Genomic DNA, 18728 nt, shown 5'->3' with positions numbered 1-18728 from the left:
CACCCGTAAACGTCTGCAAGCACAGGCTGAAAGTGTCATCAGTTGGAAAGACGTCTTCGGCGATCAGGCCGACCGCGAAGACCTGGACGTTTTGCTCACTGAGTGGCTGCAACTGGCTGATATACGGAAAGCCGCGCGACTGGCCAAAGCCTCGTACGACTCCAATCAAAAAATCGCCTGATTTAACGGACTATCAAAGGAATCCGCGTCATGACTCTAGCTCAGAGCGCCAATGCTTGCAGTGCATCCAATAAACCGAAAATAAACTCCGTTCCTCAGCGCAATGTAGTCGCGTATGACGAACTGGAGACTCAACTGAGAGTCTGTGATGACTTCGCTTCAGCTCGCCTGCCCGCCAGCCACAATCCACTGGTGTCCGCCGCGTCGCGCCTGCTGTCAAATCTTGCCCGCCTCAAGCCCCTCGAGGATCCTGACCACATCAAAAACCTGCGCAGCCGATTAGCCAAACGAATCGTTCGATTTACCCGTCAGGCAAGTCGGGCCGGAGCAGATGCGAAAACTGTCAAGGTCGCGTCCTACCTGCTGTGTACCGTTGCCGATGAAGCGGTACTGACCAGCGACTGGGGTAGTGAAAGCGACTGGGCAAATAACAGTCTTTTGCATGAGATTCATGATGAAGCATCAGGAGGCGTACGATTTTTTCAGTGGCTCGAGCACTACATGCGGCTCGCGTCAAACAGTGTCGAACTGCTTGAGCTGATGTACCTGTGTCTGGCGCTGGGTTACCAAGGTCGCTATGCCGCCATCGAGCACGGGGACAAGGAGTTGCTTCGGCTGCGTCATGCACTGTTTCAGTGTATCCAGCGCCAGCGCGGAGAGATCGCCCGCAATATTTCACGCGTTCCGTTGCCACAACGACATGAGCAACGCCGTCAGGTTCTGCTGATCCCCGGCTGGATACCGTTAATGCTGACGCTGTTCAGCCTGACGCTTGTGTATTCAGCCTTCGTCTGGATGCTCGACCAACAACGCGAGAAAGCCCTGATCCCCTTCCAGCAGTTTGATGCCTTGTCCGCCGGGCCCGGCATAGTTTGAGATTGAGCACGATGAAAACCTTCTTCACCACACTGGGAGGCGTGCTCCGTCGCGCCTGGGTCTGGAGCTTGCTGTTGCTTATGGGGGGCGGGCTGCTGATCTGGTTTGTCGGCCCACGCATAGGTGTTGACGAGTACCGACCGCTGGCCGATGCCTCTGCGCGCTTGGTAACCCTGTTGATACTGGCATTGGCCTGGGGGCTGTTTGTAGTTTTCAGCGACGGGAAACCAGTTCTGCACACCGGCGTATCAGCAACTGACAACGCGCCGGAAAAGCCAGCCACCCAACCTGACCACAAAGGGTTGCGTCTGCGCTTCAAGCAAGCACAACTCACGTTGTCCCGTGCGCGTTTGTACCGTGGTCGTAGTGAACGCTGGCGCATGGGGTTGCCCTGGTACTTGTTGCTTGGCCCCCAAGGCAGCGGCAAAACCAGCCTGCTCGAATACTCGGGCCTGAACCTGCCGCTCAATGCGCGCCAGAACAAAGACATCGCACCACCCGCGCCGACCGCTGATTGTGACTGGTATTTCGCCGAGCAAGGTGCCGTGCTGGACGTCTGCGGGGGCTATCTGACTCAAGACGATAATGCCAACGCCAGTGGCTGGCAGACCCTTTTGAAACTGATTGCCCGGCATCGTCGCAGCAAACCGCTCAATGGCGTGGTTATCAACCTGCCGGTCGATCTGCTGCTGGCCGAGGATCAGCACCCTCTTGATCAACTGGCCGATCACGTCCGCAGCCGTCTTGAGGAAATTCATCAGCGTCTACACAGCCAATCGCCTGTTTACCTGGTGGTCAGCAAAGCCGACCAGGTTCGTGGCTTCGACTGTTTTTATAACGATGCTGACCCGGCGCAGAACAGGCAGCCGCTTGGGGTCAGTTTCGGCGTTGCAGAAAGCCTGGACGCAAAAGTGCTGAGGCTGAAGTTCGATGAATTGCTGAGCCATATCGGCAGCCAGATCATCAAGCGCACGAGCAGTGAAAGCCAGGCCAAACGTGTTGCCCAAGTTCTGGATTTTCCTCGGCAGCTCGCCATGATCGTAGCGCCGTTGGCGGGCTTCATGGACAAAGCGTTCAGCGGCAATCGCTTTCAGCCGGGCAATCCGCTACGCGGCGTCTACCTGACCAGTGCGCCCCATATATTCCAGGCAAAGACCTCGGTCACTACGTCAACCGAGGGCACCGATAAAGCGACACCTCGCGGCACGCGCAAAACCGGAAAAATGCACGGCCCGACGCGCTTCATTCACGACCTGTTCAACCAGATTATCTTTGCTGAGACGGGGCTGGCAGTGCTGCATCAAAAGCACATTCGCAGACTCCGCTGGCGGCAACTGGCAATGTGCGGCGCAGCGCTGGCCTGTCTGGGGACGGTGACTACCATGTGGGCGAAAAACTTTGCTGAAAACAGCGAGCGCCTCACGAGCCTGAACCGACTGGGCGAGCAACTGGCGCTGGATCGCCTGACGCCAGGCCCGGCAAATGAAGCGTTTGCAACGCTGCCTCGACTTGAACGCAGCCACGCCGCGCTAGCGTTGTTCGCAAAGCCAGCGTCCAGCCTGCAAATGCTTGATCAGCAGGACGCCACTCTGCCTGCCCTGATCGACGCCTATCATCACGAACTGAAAAGCCAGTTACTGCCGCGCATCGCTACGCAATTGGCAAACCGGCTGCGTGGGGACTTGAACAACCGTGAACAACTGGGTAACAGCCTTCGAGCTTATTTGATGCTTGATGACTTAGAGCGCCGCGATGCTGATTTCATGAATGCACGCATTAGCCATGAATGGCGTGCGAGTTACGCCGCGACACCCAACGATCAGCGGCAACTCGGCAATCACCTTTCGCGCCTGCTCCAGCGGCCAGTGCGAATATCGCTCGACACAGCCCTGATCGAACAGGCCCGGCTGGCACTGAGTAATACTCCCGTGGCGGAGCTGACCTATCAGGCCCTGAAAGAGAAAAACCGACACTTGCCTGAGTACCATTTGAATCGACAGATAGATCCCTATGGCGTTGTGTTCAGTGCTGACACTCAGGCGATTCCGGGTTTCTACACGAAGAAAAGCTATCAGCATCATTTTCTGCTGCAAGGCATGTTACTGATTCAGGAAAGCTCGCGAGACGATTGGGTAATGGGTGAAGACAATCAGCTTGGCCTCGGCGATACACAGGCGCTGATGGTTGAACTGGAGCAACTTTACTTGCGCGACTATGCCGACCACTGGAGCCGGGCAATCAGTCAGGTTGCGCTGGTTCCACTGAGTAACGCGGGAGAAGGCGCGGAGCTGGCTTCACGGCTGACGGCTGCGAACTCGCCGCTTATACAGTTGCTGGTGGAAGTGCGAGCGAACACCCGGTTTGAAGCGCCAAAAGCAGACGCTAATGAGCCAGCTCAAGCGGATGCGAAAACCTTAACGACGTTAGCAAAAGCTGCATTGCCGGAGCCGTTGCCGAACAACGGAAAAATGGCATTGCAGCGTCGATTTGAAGCGATGCATCAATTACTGGATGACGACAACAACCCGACACTTGAACTCACCGCAGCACTACAAGCGTTGAACACCCTGCATTCACAATTAGCCACGGTGGCACGCTCTAGCCACCCGGAACAGGCTGCGTTCGAACTCGCCAAATCGCGCATGGGTGCCCAGCTGGATGGTATCGGCATAGTGCGCAGTTCAACGTCTCGTCTGCCGCAGCCGCTGAGTGGCTGGCTAGGCGCGATTGCCGATGACAGCTGGCGCGTGCTGCTGGATGACACCTACGCTCACATCAACCAGCGCTACCAAAGCGAGCTTTACAGCGTCTATGAAAAGGCTATCGCCAAGCGGTACCCGTTCATCGCTACCAGCGAAAGCGATGTCGCCATGGCTGATTTCCGTGAGTTCTTCAAGGCACAGGGGCTTGCCGAAAAGTTCTTTGATGCTTACCTGAAGCCATTTATCAAAAGCGACAGTACGCAGTACCGATTGCGCAGCGTGGATGGCCGTACCTTGCCGATATCCATCAATACGCTTAGTCAGTTGGGCCGTGTTCAGACCATTCGCCGCAGCTTCTTCAACGAAGACCCGGAACGACCGCATTTCAAATTTCGCCTGGAGCCCTGGTCGCTCGATCAAAACCTGAGCCGCGCCGACTTTCAGTTTGGCGATAAACAACTCGAGTATCGTCACGGCCCCATCGTACCCCTCGCCCTGCAATGGCCCGCCGAAGGTGATAACAGCAGCGCCAGTCTGATCGTCGAACACACGAGTGGCCGTCGTGTGGGCTATCAGGAAAACACGGGACCGTGGTCACTGTTCCGCCTGGTTGAACGCATGGAAACCGAGCACCACAGTGGCCGCGACGTACTGATGCTCAAGGCCAACCTGGAAGAACGCAGAGTGAATTACTTGCTGATGAGCCAGCGCTCGCCGAACCCGTTTGAGATGGGCGATTTACGGGCATTCAAGCTTCCGGCAGTGCTTTGAGAACTGGAAGTCAGGCATACATTCAGCTACTTGTCGCGCAGCAACAGCTCTTACAGGAATGTGACGTGGGACCGACTTCATCCGGGAAAGGGACGGTACATTCCATGCAACTGCAGCAGCAGACATACTGCTTTCCCGAATGAATTCGGCCCTACCGGGTCCGGCGTACGTCGCGTAGCAAACAGACAATTTGTAGGAGCTGCCGAAGGCTGCGATGGCGGTGTGTCAGGATAAATGCTTCGCAGCCTTCGGCAGCTCCTACAGGAATGCGGATGACGTGGGAGCGGATTTATCCGGGAAGCCGGGTCCGGCGCACGTCCCGCAGCAAACAGATAACTCGCAGGAGCTGCCGAAGGCTACGAAGCGAGCGAATCAATCAACCTGCCCAAACACCTGACTGGGCCGTCGCAATGTCGGGTCAAACGGGTTGATCCTGGCGCTGATAACCGCTGCTTCACGCTTGAGCAATTCCACCACGGTCAATAAACGGTCGGGGCCGAGGCGGTCGCTGATGGTGGCGACGCTGAGGGCGGCGACCGAGCGCCCTTCACGGTCGAAGATCGGTACCGCGAGACCCGCCATGCCCGGCAGTGCGCCGGTGTTGCGGGCGGCGTAGCCGAGGCGGCGGACGTTTTCCACTTCTGAGCGCAGGAATACTTCGTCGTAAAGGTGAAAATCCTTCAGGCGTGGCAGGTTATAGCGGATCACCGTGTCGCGCTCTTCTTCTGGCAGATAGGCGAGAATCGCCAGGCTGCCCTGCCCCACGCCCAATGCAACCCGGCCACCGATGTCGCCGGTGAAGGTGCGTATCGGATAAGGGCCCTCGCTGCGATCCAGGCAAACGGCATCGAAACCACTGCGGGCCAGCAGGAACAGCGAATCCCCCAAAGAGGCCGACAGGCGCAGCATGCTCGGGCGCACCACGTCGCGCAGATTGCTGGTCTTGCCTGCCTTAGCGGCCAGGGCGAAGAACTCGATGCTCAGGCGATAGCGCTTACTGCGCTGATCCTGCTCGACCATGCCTTCATCCATGAGGCTGCGCAGCAGACGGTGAGTCGTGGGTTGCGAGAGGCCGACTTGCTGGGCGAGTTGAGTAACGCGCTCGCCATCCTCGGAGCAATCACCCAGGCAGCGGAGCACTGCAAACAGCCGCGATACTGCCCCGACGCCGGTATCCTTGGGATTTTCATTCCGCTCAGTGGAATTCATATGATCACTTATCAATAACTAATTCATTGAACGAAAGAACTGAAAGAAATATACCATCCAGTGAAATTCATCCTTTCGCCCATCCTAGTCTTCGTCTTAATCTCAGTCCACAGGGCGATTTGAACAAAACCTGGTAGCCGACTCAGAGCGAGCACCAACGTCCACAGCAACTGCAAGATTTCATTTCGCATCTGCCCATAACAAAAACGCACCGCAACGCTGTGCGTGATGAAAAGGTGGAACGCAGCTATGGCTTTTTTGCAGCTTGAAGGTCTCTCCAAACGCTACGGCAGTATCGACGCCGTGGTCGCCACGAATCTGGCGGTGGAGAAAGGCGAATTCGTTTCTCTGCTGGGCCCCTCCGGCTGCGGCAAGACCACTACCCTGCAAATGATCGCCGGCTTCGTTGAGGTCAGTGACGGACGTATCGTCCTTGATGGCCGCGATATCACTCATGCCAAACCCAGCAGCCGCGGTTTGGGAGTGGTGTTCCAGAGTTACGCCCTCTTCCCGCACATGAGCGTTGCCGACAACGTCGCCTTTGGCCTGCGCATGCGTAAAGTACAGGCCGCAGATATTCAGCGCCGCGTGGCAACCGTGCTGGAACTGGTACGTCTGAGCCAACATGCACAGCGCTACCCACGTGAGCTGTCGGGCGGGCAACGGCAACGGGTTGCCCTGGCGCGGGCGCTGGTGATTGAGCCACCGGTATTGCTACTCGATGAGCCGCTGTCCAACCTCGACGCCAACTTGCGTGAAGAGATGCAGTTCGAGATTCGTCGTATTCAGCGCGAAGTCGGCATTACCACCTTGATGGTGACTCACGATCAGGCGGAGGCGCTGTCGATCAGCGACCGCGTGGTGGTCATGCAGGCCGGGCGCATCACCCAGATCGACGAACCCTACAAGCTCTACGAACACCCGCGCACCCGGTTCATTTCCGGCTTTGTTGGCAAGGCCAACATGCTGCCCGGTGATCTGGACAGCGAAGGTGCTGCGCAAGTGCGCCAGGTGCCTGGCGACGGCGCGCTGACCTTGAGCTTGCGCCCGGAAAAGATCGATCTGGTCGCCGCAGGTACCGGGCGCTTGCAAGGCAAGGTCGTCACCCGCTACTTCCTCGGCAGCCAATGGCTGTATCGCATCGAAACCGCCATCGGCGAGTTGACCGTGGTCCGTCGCAACGACGGCGACGCGCCGATGGAAGAAGGCACCGCAGTGGGCATGGACTGGCAAGCCGGATTGCTGCGCGTACTGGACGCCGACGAGGTGCACCCATGAGCCTGCTCAGTGATATGCGCCGAGGTGGCCGCGGTTACCTACTCTCGGCACCGGCGCTGGTGATGTTCACCTGCTTGTTGCTGGTCCCGCTGGCATTGACCCTGATCCTGTCGTTCAACGTCTTCGACTATGAAGTCGGGGTCAAAAGCGATTCTTACACCCTGGCCAACTATGGCGAAGTACTGACCGATTCGTACTTCTACGAAATCTTCCTGCGCACCTTCTGGATCAGTGCACTGGTGACCCTGCTCTGCGTGGTCATCGGCGTCCCCGAGGCCTATATCCTGAGCCGCATGGGCACGCCCTGGCGTTCGATCTTTCTGATTCTGATCCTCACACCGCTGCTGATTTCCGTGGTGGTTCGCGCCTTCGGCTGGAGCCTGTTGCTCGGCGCCGATGGCCTGATCAATCAGGGCATACAAGCGCTGGGCGGCCAACCGATCAAGATGCTCTACACCCCTTTCGCGGTGATCATTGCACTGGTGCACGTGATGCTGCCGTTCATGATCATTCCGATCTGGACCTCACTGCAGAAGCTCGACCCGGCTGCTGAACAGGCCGCTCTGTCCCTAGGCGCCAGTCAGGCCAAAGTGATGCGCTTGGTGGTTTTGCCTCAGGTCATGCCTGGCGTGTTGTCCGGCACATTGATTGTGTTTGGCTTGTCGGCCAGTTCTTTCGCCATCCCCGGCCTGCTCGGCGGACGCCGCCTGAAAATGGTCGCCACGGTGGTCTACGACCAATACCTCTCGGAGCTGAACTGGCCCATGGGCGCGACCATTGCCGTAGCGCTGTTGCTGGTCAACCTGTTGGTCATGTTGTCCTGGAACCGCATGGTCGAAGGCCGCTACAAGAAAACCCTGGGGGAATGAGCCATGTCTAAAAACGGTCCTTTGGCCCTGTCGTTTCACGCCCTGGTCGTGGTGTTCATGCTCGCGCCGCTGGTGGTGGTCTGTCTGGTCGCGTTTACACCGGAGAACACCCTCAGCCTGCCGACTTCAGGCTTTTCCCTGCGCTGGTTCCGGGCGATTTTCGAGCGCGCCGACTTCATCGATTCGTTCTACAACAGCCTGATTCTGGCCTTTGTCGCCGCCACACTGGCGACGATTATTGCCGTACCCGCAGCACTGGCGATCACCCGTCACCAGTTTCCGGGGCGCAATTTTCTCAATGGATTGTTCCTCTCGCCGATCATCATTCCGCATCTGGTCTTGGGCGTGGCGATGCTGCGCCTCTTTGCCCTGATGGGCGTCAACGGCAGCTTCTTCTGGCTGACCCTCGCCCACGTGGTGATCATTACGCCGTATGTCTTGCGCCTGGTGATCGCCGCAGCCATCGGTATCGACCGCAGCGCCGAACAGGCCGCTGAGTCACTGGGCGCCAGCCGCTTCACGCTGTTCCGCAAAATCACCTTGCCGATGATTCTGCCCGGCGTGGCCGGTGGCTGGTTGCTGGCCTTCATCAATAGCTTCGACGAAGTCACGCTGTCGATCTTCGTCACCTCGCCGTCTACACAGACCCTGCCGGTGCGCATGTATGTCTACGCCACGGAGTCCATCGACCCGATGATGGCCGCCGTTTCCGCGCTGGTTATCGCCCTGACCGCCGCCACCATGATCATCCTCGACCGGGTGTATGGCCTGGATCGGGTGCTGGTCGGCAAACATTAATTCGAGGCCTGGAGCGCGAACCTCATGGCATTGCTCAAACGTTTGGTCGAACACGACCGTCCGGCGCTGGCCTTCACCCTCGACGGCCAGCCTGCCAGCGGCTTGCAGGGCGACACCCTACTCACGGCGGTGTTGACCAGCAGCGAACACCTGCGCGGCAGCGACTTCAGTGCCGAGCCTCGCGCCGGTTTCTGCATGATGGGCGCGTGTCAGGATTGCTGGGTGCGCCTGGGCGATGGTCGCCGGGTACGCGCCTGCTCGACATTGCTTGAAAATGGCCAGGTCGTCAGCCGTGATCCGGGACGGCAGCTATGAGTACGGATACCGCGCAATCAGTGGTGATCGTCGGTGCGGGTCCTGCAGGCATTCGCGCTGCGCAAACCTTGCACGCTTATGGCGTAAAAGCGTGTTTGCTGGACGAGGGCCTGCGGGGCGGCGGGCAAATATATCGACGTCAGCCCGAGAACTTCCGACGCGAACCTAAAGCACTGTATGGCTTTGAGGCGGGCAAGGCCGTCGCCGTGCATCAGACCCTCGACGAACTGGCGAAGCACATCGACTATCGCCCACAAACACTGGTGTGGAACGCCGAAGAACAGAGGCTCGACACCTTGCAGGAAAACCGCGCGGGGTACATCGATTACAGCCGACTGATCATCGCCACCGGCGCAACCGACCGCATCTTGCCGGTACCCGGCTGGACGTTGCCGGGCGTGTACAGCCTGGGCGCGGCACAGATCGCTTTGAAATATCAGGGCTGCGCCATCGGCGAAAAAGTGGTGTTTGCCGGGAGCGGTCCGCTCTTGTATCTGGTCGCTTACCAATACGCCAAGGCCGGGGCCGACGTTGTCGCCGTCCTGGACAGCGCGCCCTTTTCCGCCCAGTGCCGGGCATTGCCCGCACTGCTCGGGCAGCCGCTGACCCTCGCTAAAGGGTTGTACTACCGCGCCTGGCTGACGGCCCATGGCATTGCCGTGCATCAGGGCGCGACCTTGCAACGTGTCGAAGGCGACAAGCGCGTCAACAGCGTGCAGTGGCAAGGCAGCGGCGCAGTGCAACAACTGGAGTGCGATTCCGTGGCCTTCGCCCACGCGCTGCGCAGTGAAACGCAGCTGGCTGACCTGCTCGGCTGCGAGTTTCAGTGGAGCGAGCTCAATCGTGCGTGGCTGCCCACGCGTGACGACGCCGGGCGCAGCACTGTCGCAGGCGTTTATCTGGCCGGTGACGGCGCGGGCATCATGGGTGCTGACGCTGCAGAAATGGCCGGCGAACTGGCCGCCCTCACACTGCTGGAGGACAGCGGCCTGGTCGTCGACAAAGCCCGCAGCGAACACTTGAAGAACATGCTGGAGCAGATCAAGCGCTTTCGTCATGGGCTGGAAACTGCATTCCCCTTCCCCGCTGACTGGGCCAAGAAAGTCCCGGACGAAACGATCATCTGTCGCTGTGAGGAAATCAGTGCAGGCGATATCCGTACCGTGGTCGACGAAGGCCATTGGGAGATCAACCGGGTCAAAGCCATGTGCCGGGTCGGCATGGGCCGTTGCCAGGGCCGGATGTGCGGGCTGGCGGCAACGGAAATCGTCGCGCAGTGCAGTGGCCGAGACCTGCAAAGCATCGGTCGGCTGCGCGGGCAGGCCCCCATCAAACCGTTGCCATTTGGTGTGGAGACGTCGTCATGAGCGCAATCATCGAAAGCGATGCGCTGATCATTGGCGGCGGTATTGTCGGCGCATCAGCCGCTTTGTTTCTGGCCATGAAAGGCAAACGCGTGACGTTGCTGGAGCGCGATTTCTGCGGTTCGCATTCCAGCGGCGTCAACTACGGTGGCGTGCGCCGACAGGGTCGTCCGCTGAGCCAGTTGCCTTTATCGCAGCGCGCCCATGGCATCTGGAGTGGCTTGCGCGAGCTGATCGGCATCGATGGCGAGTACCTGCGTTCCGGCCACTTGAAACTGGCCCGCAGTGGCAAGGATATGGACGCACTGCGGGCTTACGCCGATGCCAGCCGTGGTTTTGGGCTCGACCTGCAATTGCTCGATCGCGAGCAATTAAGGGCGCGCTTTGCCTGGGCGGGTGATGTGGCAGTGGGTGCCTCGTTTTGCGCCGAAGACGGTCATGCCAACCCGCGGCTGGTCTCTCCGGCATTTGCCCGGGCGGCCCGGAAGGCGGGTGCGCACATCCATGAACAAGCCAGGGTCGTAGACGTCAATCATGACGGCGGAGCCTTCGTGGTGCGCACCGCTAACGGCCTGAACCTGCGTGCACCCTGGCTGCTCAACTGTGCAGGCGCATGGGCCAGCGATCTGGCGGCGCAATTCGGCGAACCGGTGCCAATGGTCTCAGGCCACCCGGCCATGCTGGTCACCGAGCCGCTGCCGATGTTCATGGACGTCAGCACGGGTGTCGAGGGCGGTGGTATCTATGCCCGGCAAGTAGCCAGAGGCAATTGTGTGCTGGGCGGCGGTCAGGGCTTTGCGCTGGATCCGACCCGCGCCAGGCCGGGGCAAGCCGCCGTGGTCGATATCCTGCGCAACGCGGTGGAGCTGTATCCGCCACTGGCCGGTGCACAGGCGATTCGTACCTGGAGTGGTACCGAAGGGTACTTACCGGATCGCGAACCGGTGCTCGGCCCGAGCTTCCTGCAACCTGGCCTGCTGCATGGCTTCGGTTTTGCAGGTTCTGGTTTTCAGATTGGCCCGGCCGCGGGCGAAGCCCTTGCCGAATGGGTATGCACCGGTCAGTCGACGATTTCCCTGGAATCATTTTCCATCCGCCGTTTTCAACAGACTGCCCAAACCTGTAAAACCGTTAACCATTGATTTCATCCCTTTGCACAGAGGAAGGTCGCTGCAATGAAGAACGCAAAACGTATCGCATTTACCGGCTTGTCGTGCCTGCCCCTCGCGGTGATGCTCGCCTCTTCCCCGGCCCAGGCCGCCACCACGCTTTATCTGGGCATGAACGGCGGGACGATGGAGCGCCTGTATGCCGATCAGGTCCTGCCTGCTTTCGAGAAAGCCAATAACGTCAAAGTGGTGATCGTGCCAGGAACGTCTTCGGACATTCTCGCCAAGGTTCAGGCGAGCAAAGACAACCCGCAGATGCACGTGATGTTCCTCGATGACGGGATCATGTATCGGGCGATTTCCATGGGCCTGTGCGACAAATTGCAGCCAAGCCCGTCGCTGGCTGATCTGCCTGCCAAGGCGAAGATCAAGGACGAAGCGGCAGCGGTGAGCCTGGGCGTTACCGGGCTGGCGTACAACACGAAAATGTTCAACGAAAAAGGCTGGGCAGCCCCGACCTCGTGGATGGATCTGGCGGACAAGAAGTTCAAGGAGAAAGTAGTATTCCAGTCCATGGCCTCTTCCACTTTCGGCCTGCATGGCTTCCTGATGTTCAACCGTATTCAGGGCGGCAGCGAAACGGATGTCGAGCCGGGCTTCAAGGCATGGCCAAAAACCGTTGGCCCTAACGTGCTGGAGTACATTGCCAGCTCGGCGAAGATTTCCGAGATGGTGCAGACCGGCGAAGCCGCGTTGTTCCCGCTCACGCCGACCCAGGTCACTGCATTGAAGATCAAGGGCGTGCCGGTAGAGTACGCGCCTCCTAAAGAAGGCGGCGTGGTGTTGAACGTGGCCGAGTGTGCGATCGCCAAAAACGATCAGCCGGAACTGGCGCAGAAACTCGCTGCTTATCTGCTGACCCCAGAAGCTCAGGCGCCTGCGCTGGAATTTGGTGACCAGATCCCGTCCAACCCGAAAACCCCGACCACGGACAAGACCCGGGGCCAGGTTGAGGCGATGAACAAATATCTGGAAACGGCGGTGACCATCGACTGGGACCAGGTCAACCTGACACGCCCGGAATGGAATGCGCGCTGGAACAGGACAGTGGAGCGGTAAACCAAATCGCGAGCAAGCTCAATCCTGCAAGCCGTATCACCATCTGTAAGAGCGAGCTTGCTCGCGATGGCAGGAGATCTGTTAAGAAGGTGTCGTCTGACCTGACGCTATCGCGAGCAAGCTCACTCTCATCAAACCACACGTAACTATCTGAATTCACGAAGAGCCGGTCGGTCCCACCAGTCCTCTGTTTGCTGCGCGACAGCGTGGTGTCAGGGACACAGGGGCGACTCCTACAGTTACTGCGTCAGGTCAGCCAGCACATCGCCAATGGGTGGATTAAATCACCACCCCGGATCTTCCCGTAACCCACCCTGATAGCCTTTGATACCAAATGTTTCAACTATCCCATCCCTGAGCAGTCACAACCTTATCGCCTCGTCTTTGCGAGGCCCCGTTGTGAGACTTCAGGCCGGATGAGCTTCATTCTTTGCATGACCGTACTAGGCGCGTTGCTGATGATGCTCGCGCTGACTTCTTCCTACTTGCGCTGGTTGCCCGTCACCACCTCCGCAGTGTGCCTCGCATTCGGCTTTGCGATCGGTCCAGCCGGGCTGGACATGCTGAATCTGGACTTCAAGCAGGCTTCAGGCTGGCTGGAGCGGTTGACTGAAGTTGCCGTGCTGTTTTCGCTGTTCAGCACCGGAATCAAGCTTCGCCAGCCACTGAACAGCAAGGCCTGGCGCTCCGCCTACTGGCTGGCTGGGCCTGTGATGCTGGTGACTATCGCCGGTACCGCCATGGCGGCGCATTACCTGTTCGGTTTGTCATGGGGGATTTCGATTCTGCTGGGCGCAATGCTTTCGCCTACCGACCCGGTGCTCGCCTCACTGGTGCAAGTCAACAGCGCACAGGACTCCGACCGCCTGCGCTTTGGTCTGTCCGGTGAAGCTGGCCTCAACGACGGAACGGCATTTCCATTCGTGATCTTCGCCCTGTTGTTTTTGACCCATGGTGCCGGTGATATGAGCTGGGTCCAGCACTGGGCGATAAAGAACCTGCTGTGGGGCGTGCCAGTGGGGTTGCTGATCGGCTATGGGCTGGGCCGAGGTGTCGGGCATTTGATGATCTACCTACGGATCAAGAACGCCGACAGCGACACATCCCCCAATGACTTTCTGGCCTTGGCGTTGATTGCCATTGCCTATGTGGTGGCCAACGGCCTGGGCGCGTTCGGATTCCTGTCAGTGTTTGCGGCTGGCCTCGGTTTACGTCAGGCCGAGGCCCAGATCACCCGCTCCGAAGTGCCCGCTGAACACCTCGCGCAACCCGTTATCGGGCACATGAGCGGCAGCGTCGAGCGGGCCACGGTTGCCGAGAAAGAGGACTTGAGCGACTCGCAAATGGCTGCCGGCGTCATGATGGGCGACATGCTGGCGTTTAGCAGCCTAGTTGAGAGATCGATGGAGGTGTTGTTGATTACCCTGTTGGGGGCCTCTCTTTCCCTTTATTGGGATTGGCGTGCGGTCGGTTTGGGACTCGCGCTTTTTTGCGTCATCCGCCCCGTTGCCGTGTGGTTGTTGATCAGCCGTCGCTTGCTTAACAAGCGGCAGAAAGCGCTGGTGGGCTGGTTTGGTATTCGTGGCATTGGCAGCCTGTTCTACCTGTGCTTTGCCCTGGGCCACGGGCTGCCGGAAGAAGTCGCGCAGGCCAGCATTGGCCTCACGCTGTCGGTGGTAGCCCTTAGCATTCTGCTGCACGGGGTCAGTATCCAGCCGCTGCTGGAGCGTTATGAACGCAGCATTCAAGTTGAAAAACCCTGATTCCCCCTCATTCGAATGTTTTTTAGAACCTTTTATGAACCATTCAGTTAAGGGGTAGCCAAACTTCCAAGTCCGTGCATTTGCATGAATAAACGCTTTTTGCTCCGCGACGTAATAGCTAGTTGATTATCCACGTTGGCGTGTAGCGCTTAGAAGGCAGGAATGAAAAATGCGCATCCTCCTGATAGAAGACGATCCAATCCTTGCAATGATTGCGGCGGCCACACTAAGTGCAGAGCATCAAATCATCGGGCCGGCCCACGATGTCTCCCATGCGATGAAACTGGCCCGCGAACAGCAAGCTGATGTCGCTTTTGTCGATATCAATCTGGGCGGCCATGACGAGGGCATTGCCCTGGCGCGTCGCCTGCGTGATCAGCACGGCATCAACTCTGTATTTATCAGTGGTCAGGTCCAGACAGCGCGCGCCAATGCCGATGCCGCACTTGGCCTGTTACGCAAGCCCTACGCCCCTGGAGACCTTGCACATTGTGCGCAGGTGACCGAAGCATTGCTCGATGGCAGCCCCTTCGGCAGCCTGCCTGCGCACAGTGCGCTGGAAATTTTCCGCAATGCACCGCTGCGAAAGCCAATGGTCAGCCCTCATGAAATCAGAACCTGAGGGGCTGGATCAGCCATGCATGCTCGGTGAACTCGAGTTTCGTGAGCTGGCCGACCACGCACCCGTGATGATCTGGCGGGCCAGAAGCGATAAGCATTGTGACTGGTTCAACAAGCCCTGGACTGACTTTACCGGCAAGACCCAACAGCAACTGTGCGGATACGGCTGGAAAGACGATGTTCATCCTGATGATCTCGATAAGTGCGTTGACGCCTACCATAAAGCGTTCGATGAACGAGCCCCTTTCAAGACGCCATATAGGGTAAGGCGTCACGACGGCCAGTATCGCTGGATGCTGGACAGCGGTGCGCCGTTCTACCGTGACGGGCAATTCGCCGGTTACTTCGGCAGCTGCGTCGACATCACCGAGCAACGGGAGATGGCTGACAACCAGCAAATGCTGCTTGCTGAGCTCAATCATCGGGTCAAAAACAACCTGCAACTGATCATCAGTCTGCTGCAACTTTCAAGCCTGCGTGCGCAAGGCGACGAAGCCAAAAACCTGATGCAGTCGGCCATTACGCGAGTGGTGGGTGTCGGTGCCGTACAGGAGCAACTGCATCGCAGTAGCCGTAATCAGGTTGATCTCGCCCAGTTACTTCCCGACCTGGCCCAACGCCTGATCAACACGCAATACAACCGCTCAATCACGCTGAGCCTGCAGACCCGACCGGTTTATGTATCGCTGCAGATGGGCTCGAATATGGGCCTGATCCTTAATGAGCTGCTCGACAATGTCATCAAACACGCTAATGGCGGCAGCGTCGAATTGCAGATAGCCCCCATCGACGCAACCACTGCGCGCATCTGCGTGAGTGACGATGGCCCAGGCTTCAACGAAACCACACTGAAAGCCTTCATAAGCCCCGGCAGTGCATCGGTTCTCAGTCTCGTTGACGCCTTATCAAAACGCTGCGGTGCCAGCGTGCTCCGCAGCAACAGACAGCTAGCTACCGGCCAGGGCGCGCAGGTTGAGCTCACTTTCGCGCATCAACAAAGCCTCTGACCAAAGCGCTTTAGCCCGCGGTCTGCAAGGGCTTCAGGGCGACGATTGAGCATGTCGATGAGTTCATCGGAACAAGCGATTGGACTGCGGCATTTCGACTCAGTAGCTTGCTTACTAATTCAGGTGCCCCGCAGATCATCCCGGTATCCCCGGTTTGATTGCTATAAACCGGACACCTCTCGCCTCTGAATTACAGGAACCTGCGCACGTGACGTACGCGACGCTGCGCAACCAGACCGGACGCTAAAGAACCCTACTATTGACTGGTGACTGCCAGCGACGCGTGCTTATGCGCGCGCCCCGTATTGTCACTCTGCTTGAGCCAGAACCATGTCCGTGAATACCCCGCAACAGATCGCCGAACTGACCGTCGAAGCTGGCGTGAAAAAAGCGCACCTCCCCACCCTCTCTATTCTGATTCTGGGCTTTCTGGCGGGCGCGTTCATTTCCATTGGCTTTCTACTCGATATCCACGTCAGTACCATGATTCCCGCTCAATGGGCCTCGTTTGGCAATCTGCTGGGCGCAGCGGTGTTCCCGATTGGTCTGATTCTGGTGATTCTCGCGGGTGGTGAACTGCTGACCGGTAACATGATGAGCCTGCCCATGGCCATGTTCGCCGGGCGTATCCAGCTTTCAGCCGTAGCGCGCAACTGGCTGCTGGTGACCCTGGCCAACCTGCTGGGCGCTCTGTTTGTCGCGTTTTTCTTCGGTCATCTGCTGGGTTTGACCGAAGGCCCCTATCTGGCTAAAACAGTCGCTATCGCCACGGGTAAAGTCAGTGCTGACTTTGGTCAGGCGTTCATTTCCGGCATCGGCTGCAACTGGCTGGTGTGCCTTGCCGTGTGGCTGTCCTACGCAAGCAAGGACGTTGCAGGTAAGATTCTCGGCATGTGGTTTCCGGTCATGGCCTTCGTCGCGATCGGTTTCCAGCACGTCGTTGCGAATATGTTCCTGATTCCCGCCGCAATCTTTGCTGACGCGCTGAGCTGGACGCAGTTTGTAGAGAATTTTGTCGCGGTATTCCTCGGCAATGCGGTAGGTGGCGCAGTATTTGTAGGTCTGGCTTACTATGTTTCCTATAACCAAACGCTGACATCGGCCGATAAACCTGTAGCATCGACGGCCCGCTCGCAAAAAGTATGAAACTTGCCATGAACAGTGCTGTTAAAGGACTGTTGGAGAATGTGTTGAGAAGGTGGAAATGTCAGACCGTATCCTGATGGACAGCTTTGCACGCAAGGTCGATTACCTGCGGATGTCAGTGACAGACCGTTGCGACTTCCGTTGTGTGTATTGCATGGCCGAGGAAATGACATTCCTGCCACGCCAGCAGATTCTTTCTCTGGAAGAGATTTACCAGGTTGCCGAGCAGTTTGTCGCACTGGGCACCCGCAAGATTCGCCTTACCGGTGGTGAACCATTGGTACGATCCGGGATTGTCGGCCTCTGCCAGCAGATCGCCGCCCTGCCCGGCCTGCGCGAACTGTGCATGACCACCAATGGTTCGCAGTTGGAAAAACTTGCACAGCCGCTGTTCGATGCCGGGGTGTCCCGACTGAATATCAGCCTGGACAGCCTTGATCCGGCGCGCTTCAAGGAAATGACCCGTACTGGCGAACTGAGCAAGGTGATCGCCGGTATTGATGCCGCCAACGCGGCAGGTTTCGTGCACACCAAGCTCAACTGCGTGGTGATGCAAGGTCGCAACGATCACGAAATCAACGATCTGGTGGCCTTTGCCATCGACCGCAAGCTGGATATCTCCTTCATTGAAGAGATGCCGCTGGGCATTATCAGCGACCACAGCCGGGCCGAGTCCTTCTATTCGAGTGATCAGGTGCGCGAACGTATTGCCGAGCGCTACACGCTGATCAATTCCACCGAATCGACTCAGGGACCTTCGCGCTACTGGCGCCTGGCGGAGGCACCGGATATTCGCATTGGCTTCATCTCGCCCCACAGCCACAACTTCTGCGCGACCTGCAACCGCGTGCGCCTGACTGTTGAGGGCCGTCTGTTGCTGTGTCTGGGCAACGAACATTCCGCCGACCTCAAGGCCGTGCTACGGGCTAATCCGGGCCAGCCGGAAAAGCTCGAAAAAGCCATTATCGACGCCATGCAGCTCAAACCCTGGAGCCATAACTTCAGCGTTAACGATGAAGTGCAGGTGGTGCGGTTCATGAATATGACGGGTGGGTAAAAAAGCCCCCCTGAGCTGGCATTCAATCTCTAACGAAGCAAACATTGGCCTGTAGGAGCTCCTACAGGTCCTCTATTAGCATTTTGTCCTGTCAGCCCTCCCTCACCATCCCCTCAAACGCTTCTTCGATATCACTGACATTGCCCGGTCGCACCAGGCGACTCAGTTCGACGCCGTCGCGCATGAAGATCAGGGTTGGCCACAGTTTGATTCTGAATGAACGCCCCAGAGGCCGTCCGCTGCCGTCTTCGATTTTGAGATGACGAACATCCGGATAATCCGCCAGGACCTTGTTGACCAGCGGTTCAGCCGCTTTGCAGAAGCCGCACCAGTCCGTACCGAACTGAATCAGCGTCGCGCCGGCATAGGCATCGACTTCGGCGCGACTCGGCGCTGTTGTAGCGTAAGGTTGACTGCTCATTGGTAAATCTCCGGCCCGTTCAAATGACCATCATGGCCGTGACCTGATGATCGATATGTCACGTTTGAACGATCTTCTTCAGTGAAGTTCGAGGATCGCAGGCCTTACCAGCAGTGTTCAAGG

The 18728-nt window shown here is 58.2% G+C and carries 16 protein-coding genes and 1 pseudogene; 15 read left to right on the top strand and 2 right to left on the bottom strand.

Features of this window, described 5'->3' with window-relative positions; all coding sequences use genetic code 11:
- The 3 genes from EE949_RS00905 to tssM all read left to right on the top strand — a co-directional run.
- The coding region (locus tag EE949_RS00905; protein ID WP_164666657.1) for a hypothetical protein at window positions 1-181 on the top strand (181 nt) is incomplete at its 5' end.
- A 29-nt stretch (window positions 182-210) separates the two neighbouring features.
- A complete protein-coding gene (gene icmH, locus EE949_RS00900; RefSeq protein WP_122662114.1) occupies window positions 211-1056 on the top strand; it encodes a type IVB secretion system protein IcmH/DotU in 846 nt (281 codons plus the stop codon).
- 11 nt (window positions 1057-1067) lie between these two features.
- A complete protein-coding gene (gene tssM, locus EE949_RS00895; RefSeq protein ID WP_122662112.1) occupies window positions 1068-4529 on the top strand; it encodes a type VI secretion system membrane subunit TssM in 3462 nt (1153 codons plus the stop codon).
- Window positions 4530-4901: 372 nt separating this feature from the next.
- Here tssM and EE949_RS00890 read toward each other — a convergent pair whose 3' ends face one another.
- Complete coding sequence (locus EE949_RS00890) at window positions 4902-5738, bottom strand: IclR family transcriptional regulator (protein ID WP_122662110.1); 837 nt, start codon at window positions 5736-5738, stop codon at window positions 4902-4904.
- A 249-nt stretch (window positions 5739-5987) separates the two neighbouring features.
- On the opposite strand from EE949_RS00890, the gene EE949_RS00885 reads away from it, so the two are divergent.
- The 12 genes and pseudogenes from EE949_RS00885 to moaA all read left to right on the top strand — a co-directional run bounded on the left by EE949_RS00885 (window position 5988) and on the right by moaA (window position 18184).
- Window positions 5988-7016: an ABC transporter ATP-binding protein gene (locus tag EE949_RS00885; RefSeq protein WP_122662108.1), complete on the top strand. Its 1029-nt coding sequence runs from the start codon at window positions 5988-5990 to the stop codon at window positions 7014-7016.
- Entirely contained in the window at window positions 7013-7885 is an 873-nt protein-coding gene (locus EE949_RS00880) for an ABC transporter permease (RefSeq protein WP_122395149.1), read from the top strand. The genes EE949_RS00885 and EE949_RS00880 overlap by 4 nt, the downstream gene beginning before the upstream one ends.
- 3 nt (window positions 7886-7888) lie before the next feature.
- Complete coding sequence (locus EE949_RS00875; RefSeq protein WP_027901476.1) at window positions 7889-8683, top strand: ABC transporter permease; 795 nt, start codon at window positions 7889-7891, stop codon at window positions 8681-8683.
- Window positions 8684-8707: 24 nt separating this feature from the next.
- On the top strand, window positions 8708-8998 hold the full coding sequence (locus EE949_RS00870; protein ID WP_122662106.1) for a (2Fe-2S)-binding protein: 291 nt from the start codon (window positions 8708-8710) through the stop codon (window positions 8996-8998).
- Window positions 8995-10365, top strand: coding sequence for an NAD(P)/FAD-dependent oxidoreductase (locus tag EE949_RS00865; protein ID WP_122662104.1), 1371 nt, complete (start codon window positions 8995-8997; stop codon window positions 10363-10365). The genes EE949_RS00870 and EE949_RS00865 overlap by 4 nt, the downstream gene beginning before the upstream one ends.
- Window positions 10362-11541 (top strand): annotated as a pseudogene (locus EE949_RS00860) (NAD(P)/FAD-dependent oxidoreductase). Before EE949_RS00865 ends, EE949_RS00860 begins: the two are co-directional and overlap by 4 nt.
- The gene (locus EE949_RS00855; protein WP_122662099.1) at window positions 11538-12590 is read left to right on the top strand and encodes an ABC transporter substrate-binding protein; all 1053 of its coding nucleotides are present in this window, start codon (window positions 11538-11540) and stop codon (window positions 12588-12590) included. Before EE949_RS00860 ends, EE949_RS00855 begins: the two are co-directional and overlap by 4 nt.
- Before the next feature lie 416 nt (window positions 12591-13006).
- Window positions 13007-14353: a cation:proton antiporter gene (locus EE949_RS00850; protein ID WP_122662097.1), complete on the top strand. Its 1347-nt coding sequence runs from the start codon at window positions 13007-13009 to the stop codon at window positions 14351-14353.
- A gap of 169 nt (window positions 14354-14522) precedes the next feature.
- Window positions 14523-14975: a response regulator gene (locus EE949_RS00845; RefSeq protein WP_122662095.1), complete on the top strand. Its 453-nt coding sequence runs from the start codon at window positions 14523-14525 to the stop codon at window positions 14973-14975.
- Complete coding sequence (locus EE949_RS00840) at window positions 14959-15981, top strand: sensor histidine kinase (protein ID WP_162874609.1); 1023 nt, start codon at window positions 14959-14961, stop codon at window positions 15979-15981. Before EE949_RS00845 ends, EE949_RS00840 begins: the two co-directional genes overlap by 17 nt.
- A gap of 330 nt (window positions 15982-16311) precedes the next feature.
- Entirely contained in the window at window positions 16312-17127 is an 816-nt protein-coding gene (locus tag EE949_RS00835; RefSeq protein ID WP_122662091.1) for a formate/nitrite transporter family protein, read from the top strand.
- A gap of 58 nt (window positions 17128-17185) precedes the next feature.
- On the top strand, window positions 17186-18184 hold the full coding sequence (gene moaA / locus EE949_RS00830; RefSeq protein ID WP_122662089.1) for a GTP 3',8-cyclase MoaA: 999 nt from the start codon (window positions 17186-17188) through the stop codon (window positions 18182-18184).
- Window positions 18185-18275: 91 nt separating this feature from the next.
- Here moaA and EE949_RS00825 read toward each other — a convergent pair whose 3' ends face one another.
- Window positions 18276-18605: a thioredoxin family protein gene (locus EE949_RS00825; RefSeq protein WP_122662087.1), complete on the bottom strand. Its 330-nt coding sequence runs from the start codon at window positions 18603-18605 to the stop codon at window positions 18276-18278.
- Window positions 18606-18728: the final 123 nt, after the last annotated feature.

The sequence above is a fragment of the Pseudomonas viridiflava genome, assembly GCF_900602065.1.
In the GTDB taxonomy this organism is placed as follows: Bacteria; Pseudomonadota; Gammaproteobacteria; order Pseudomonadales; family Pseudomonadaceae; genus Aquipseudomonas.
The sequence above is the reverse complement of the archived record's forward strand: the minus strand, read 5'-3'. Positions and strand labels throughout refer to the sequence as shown.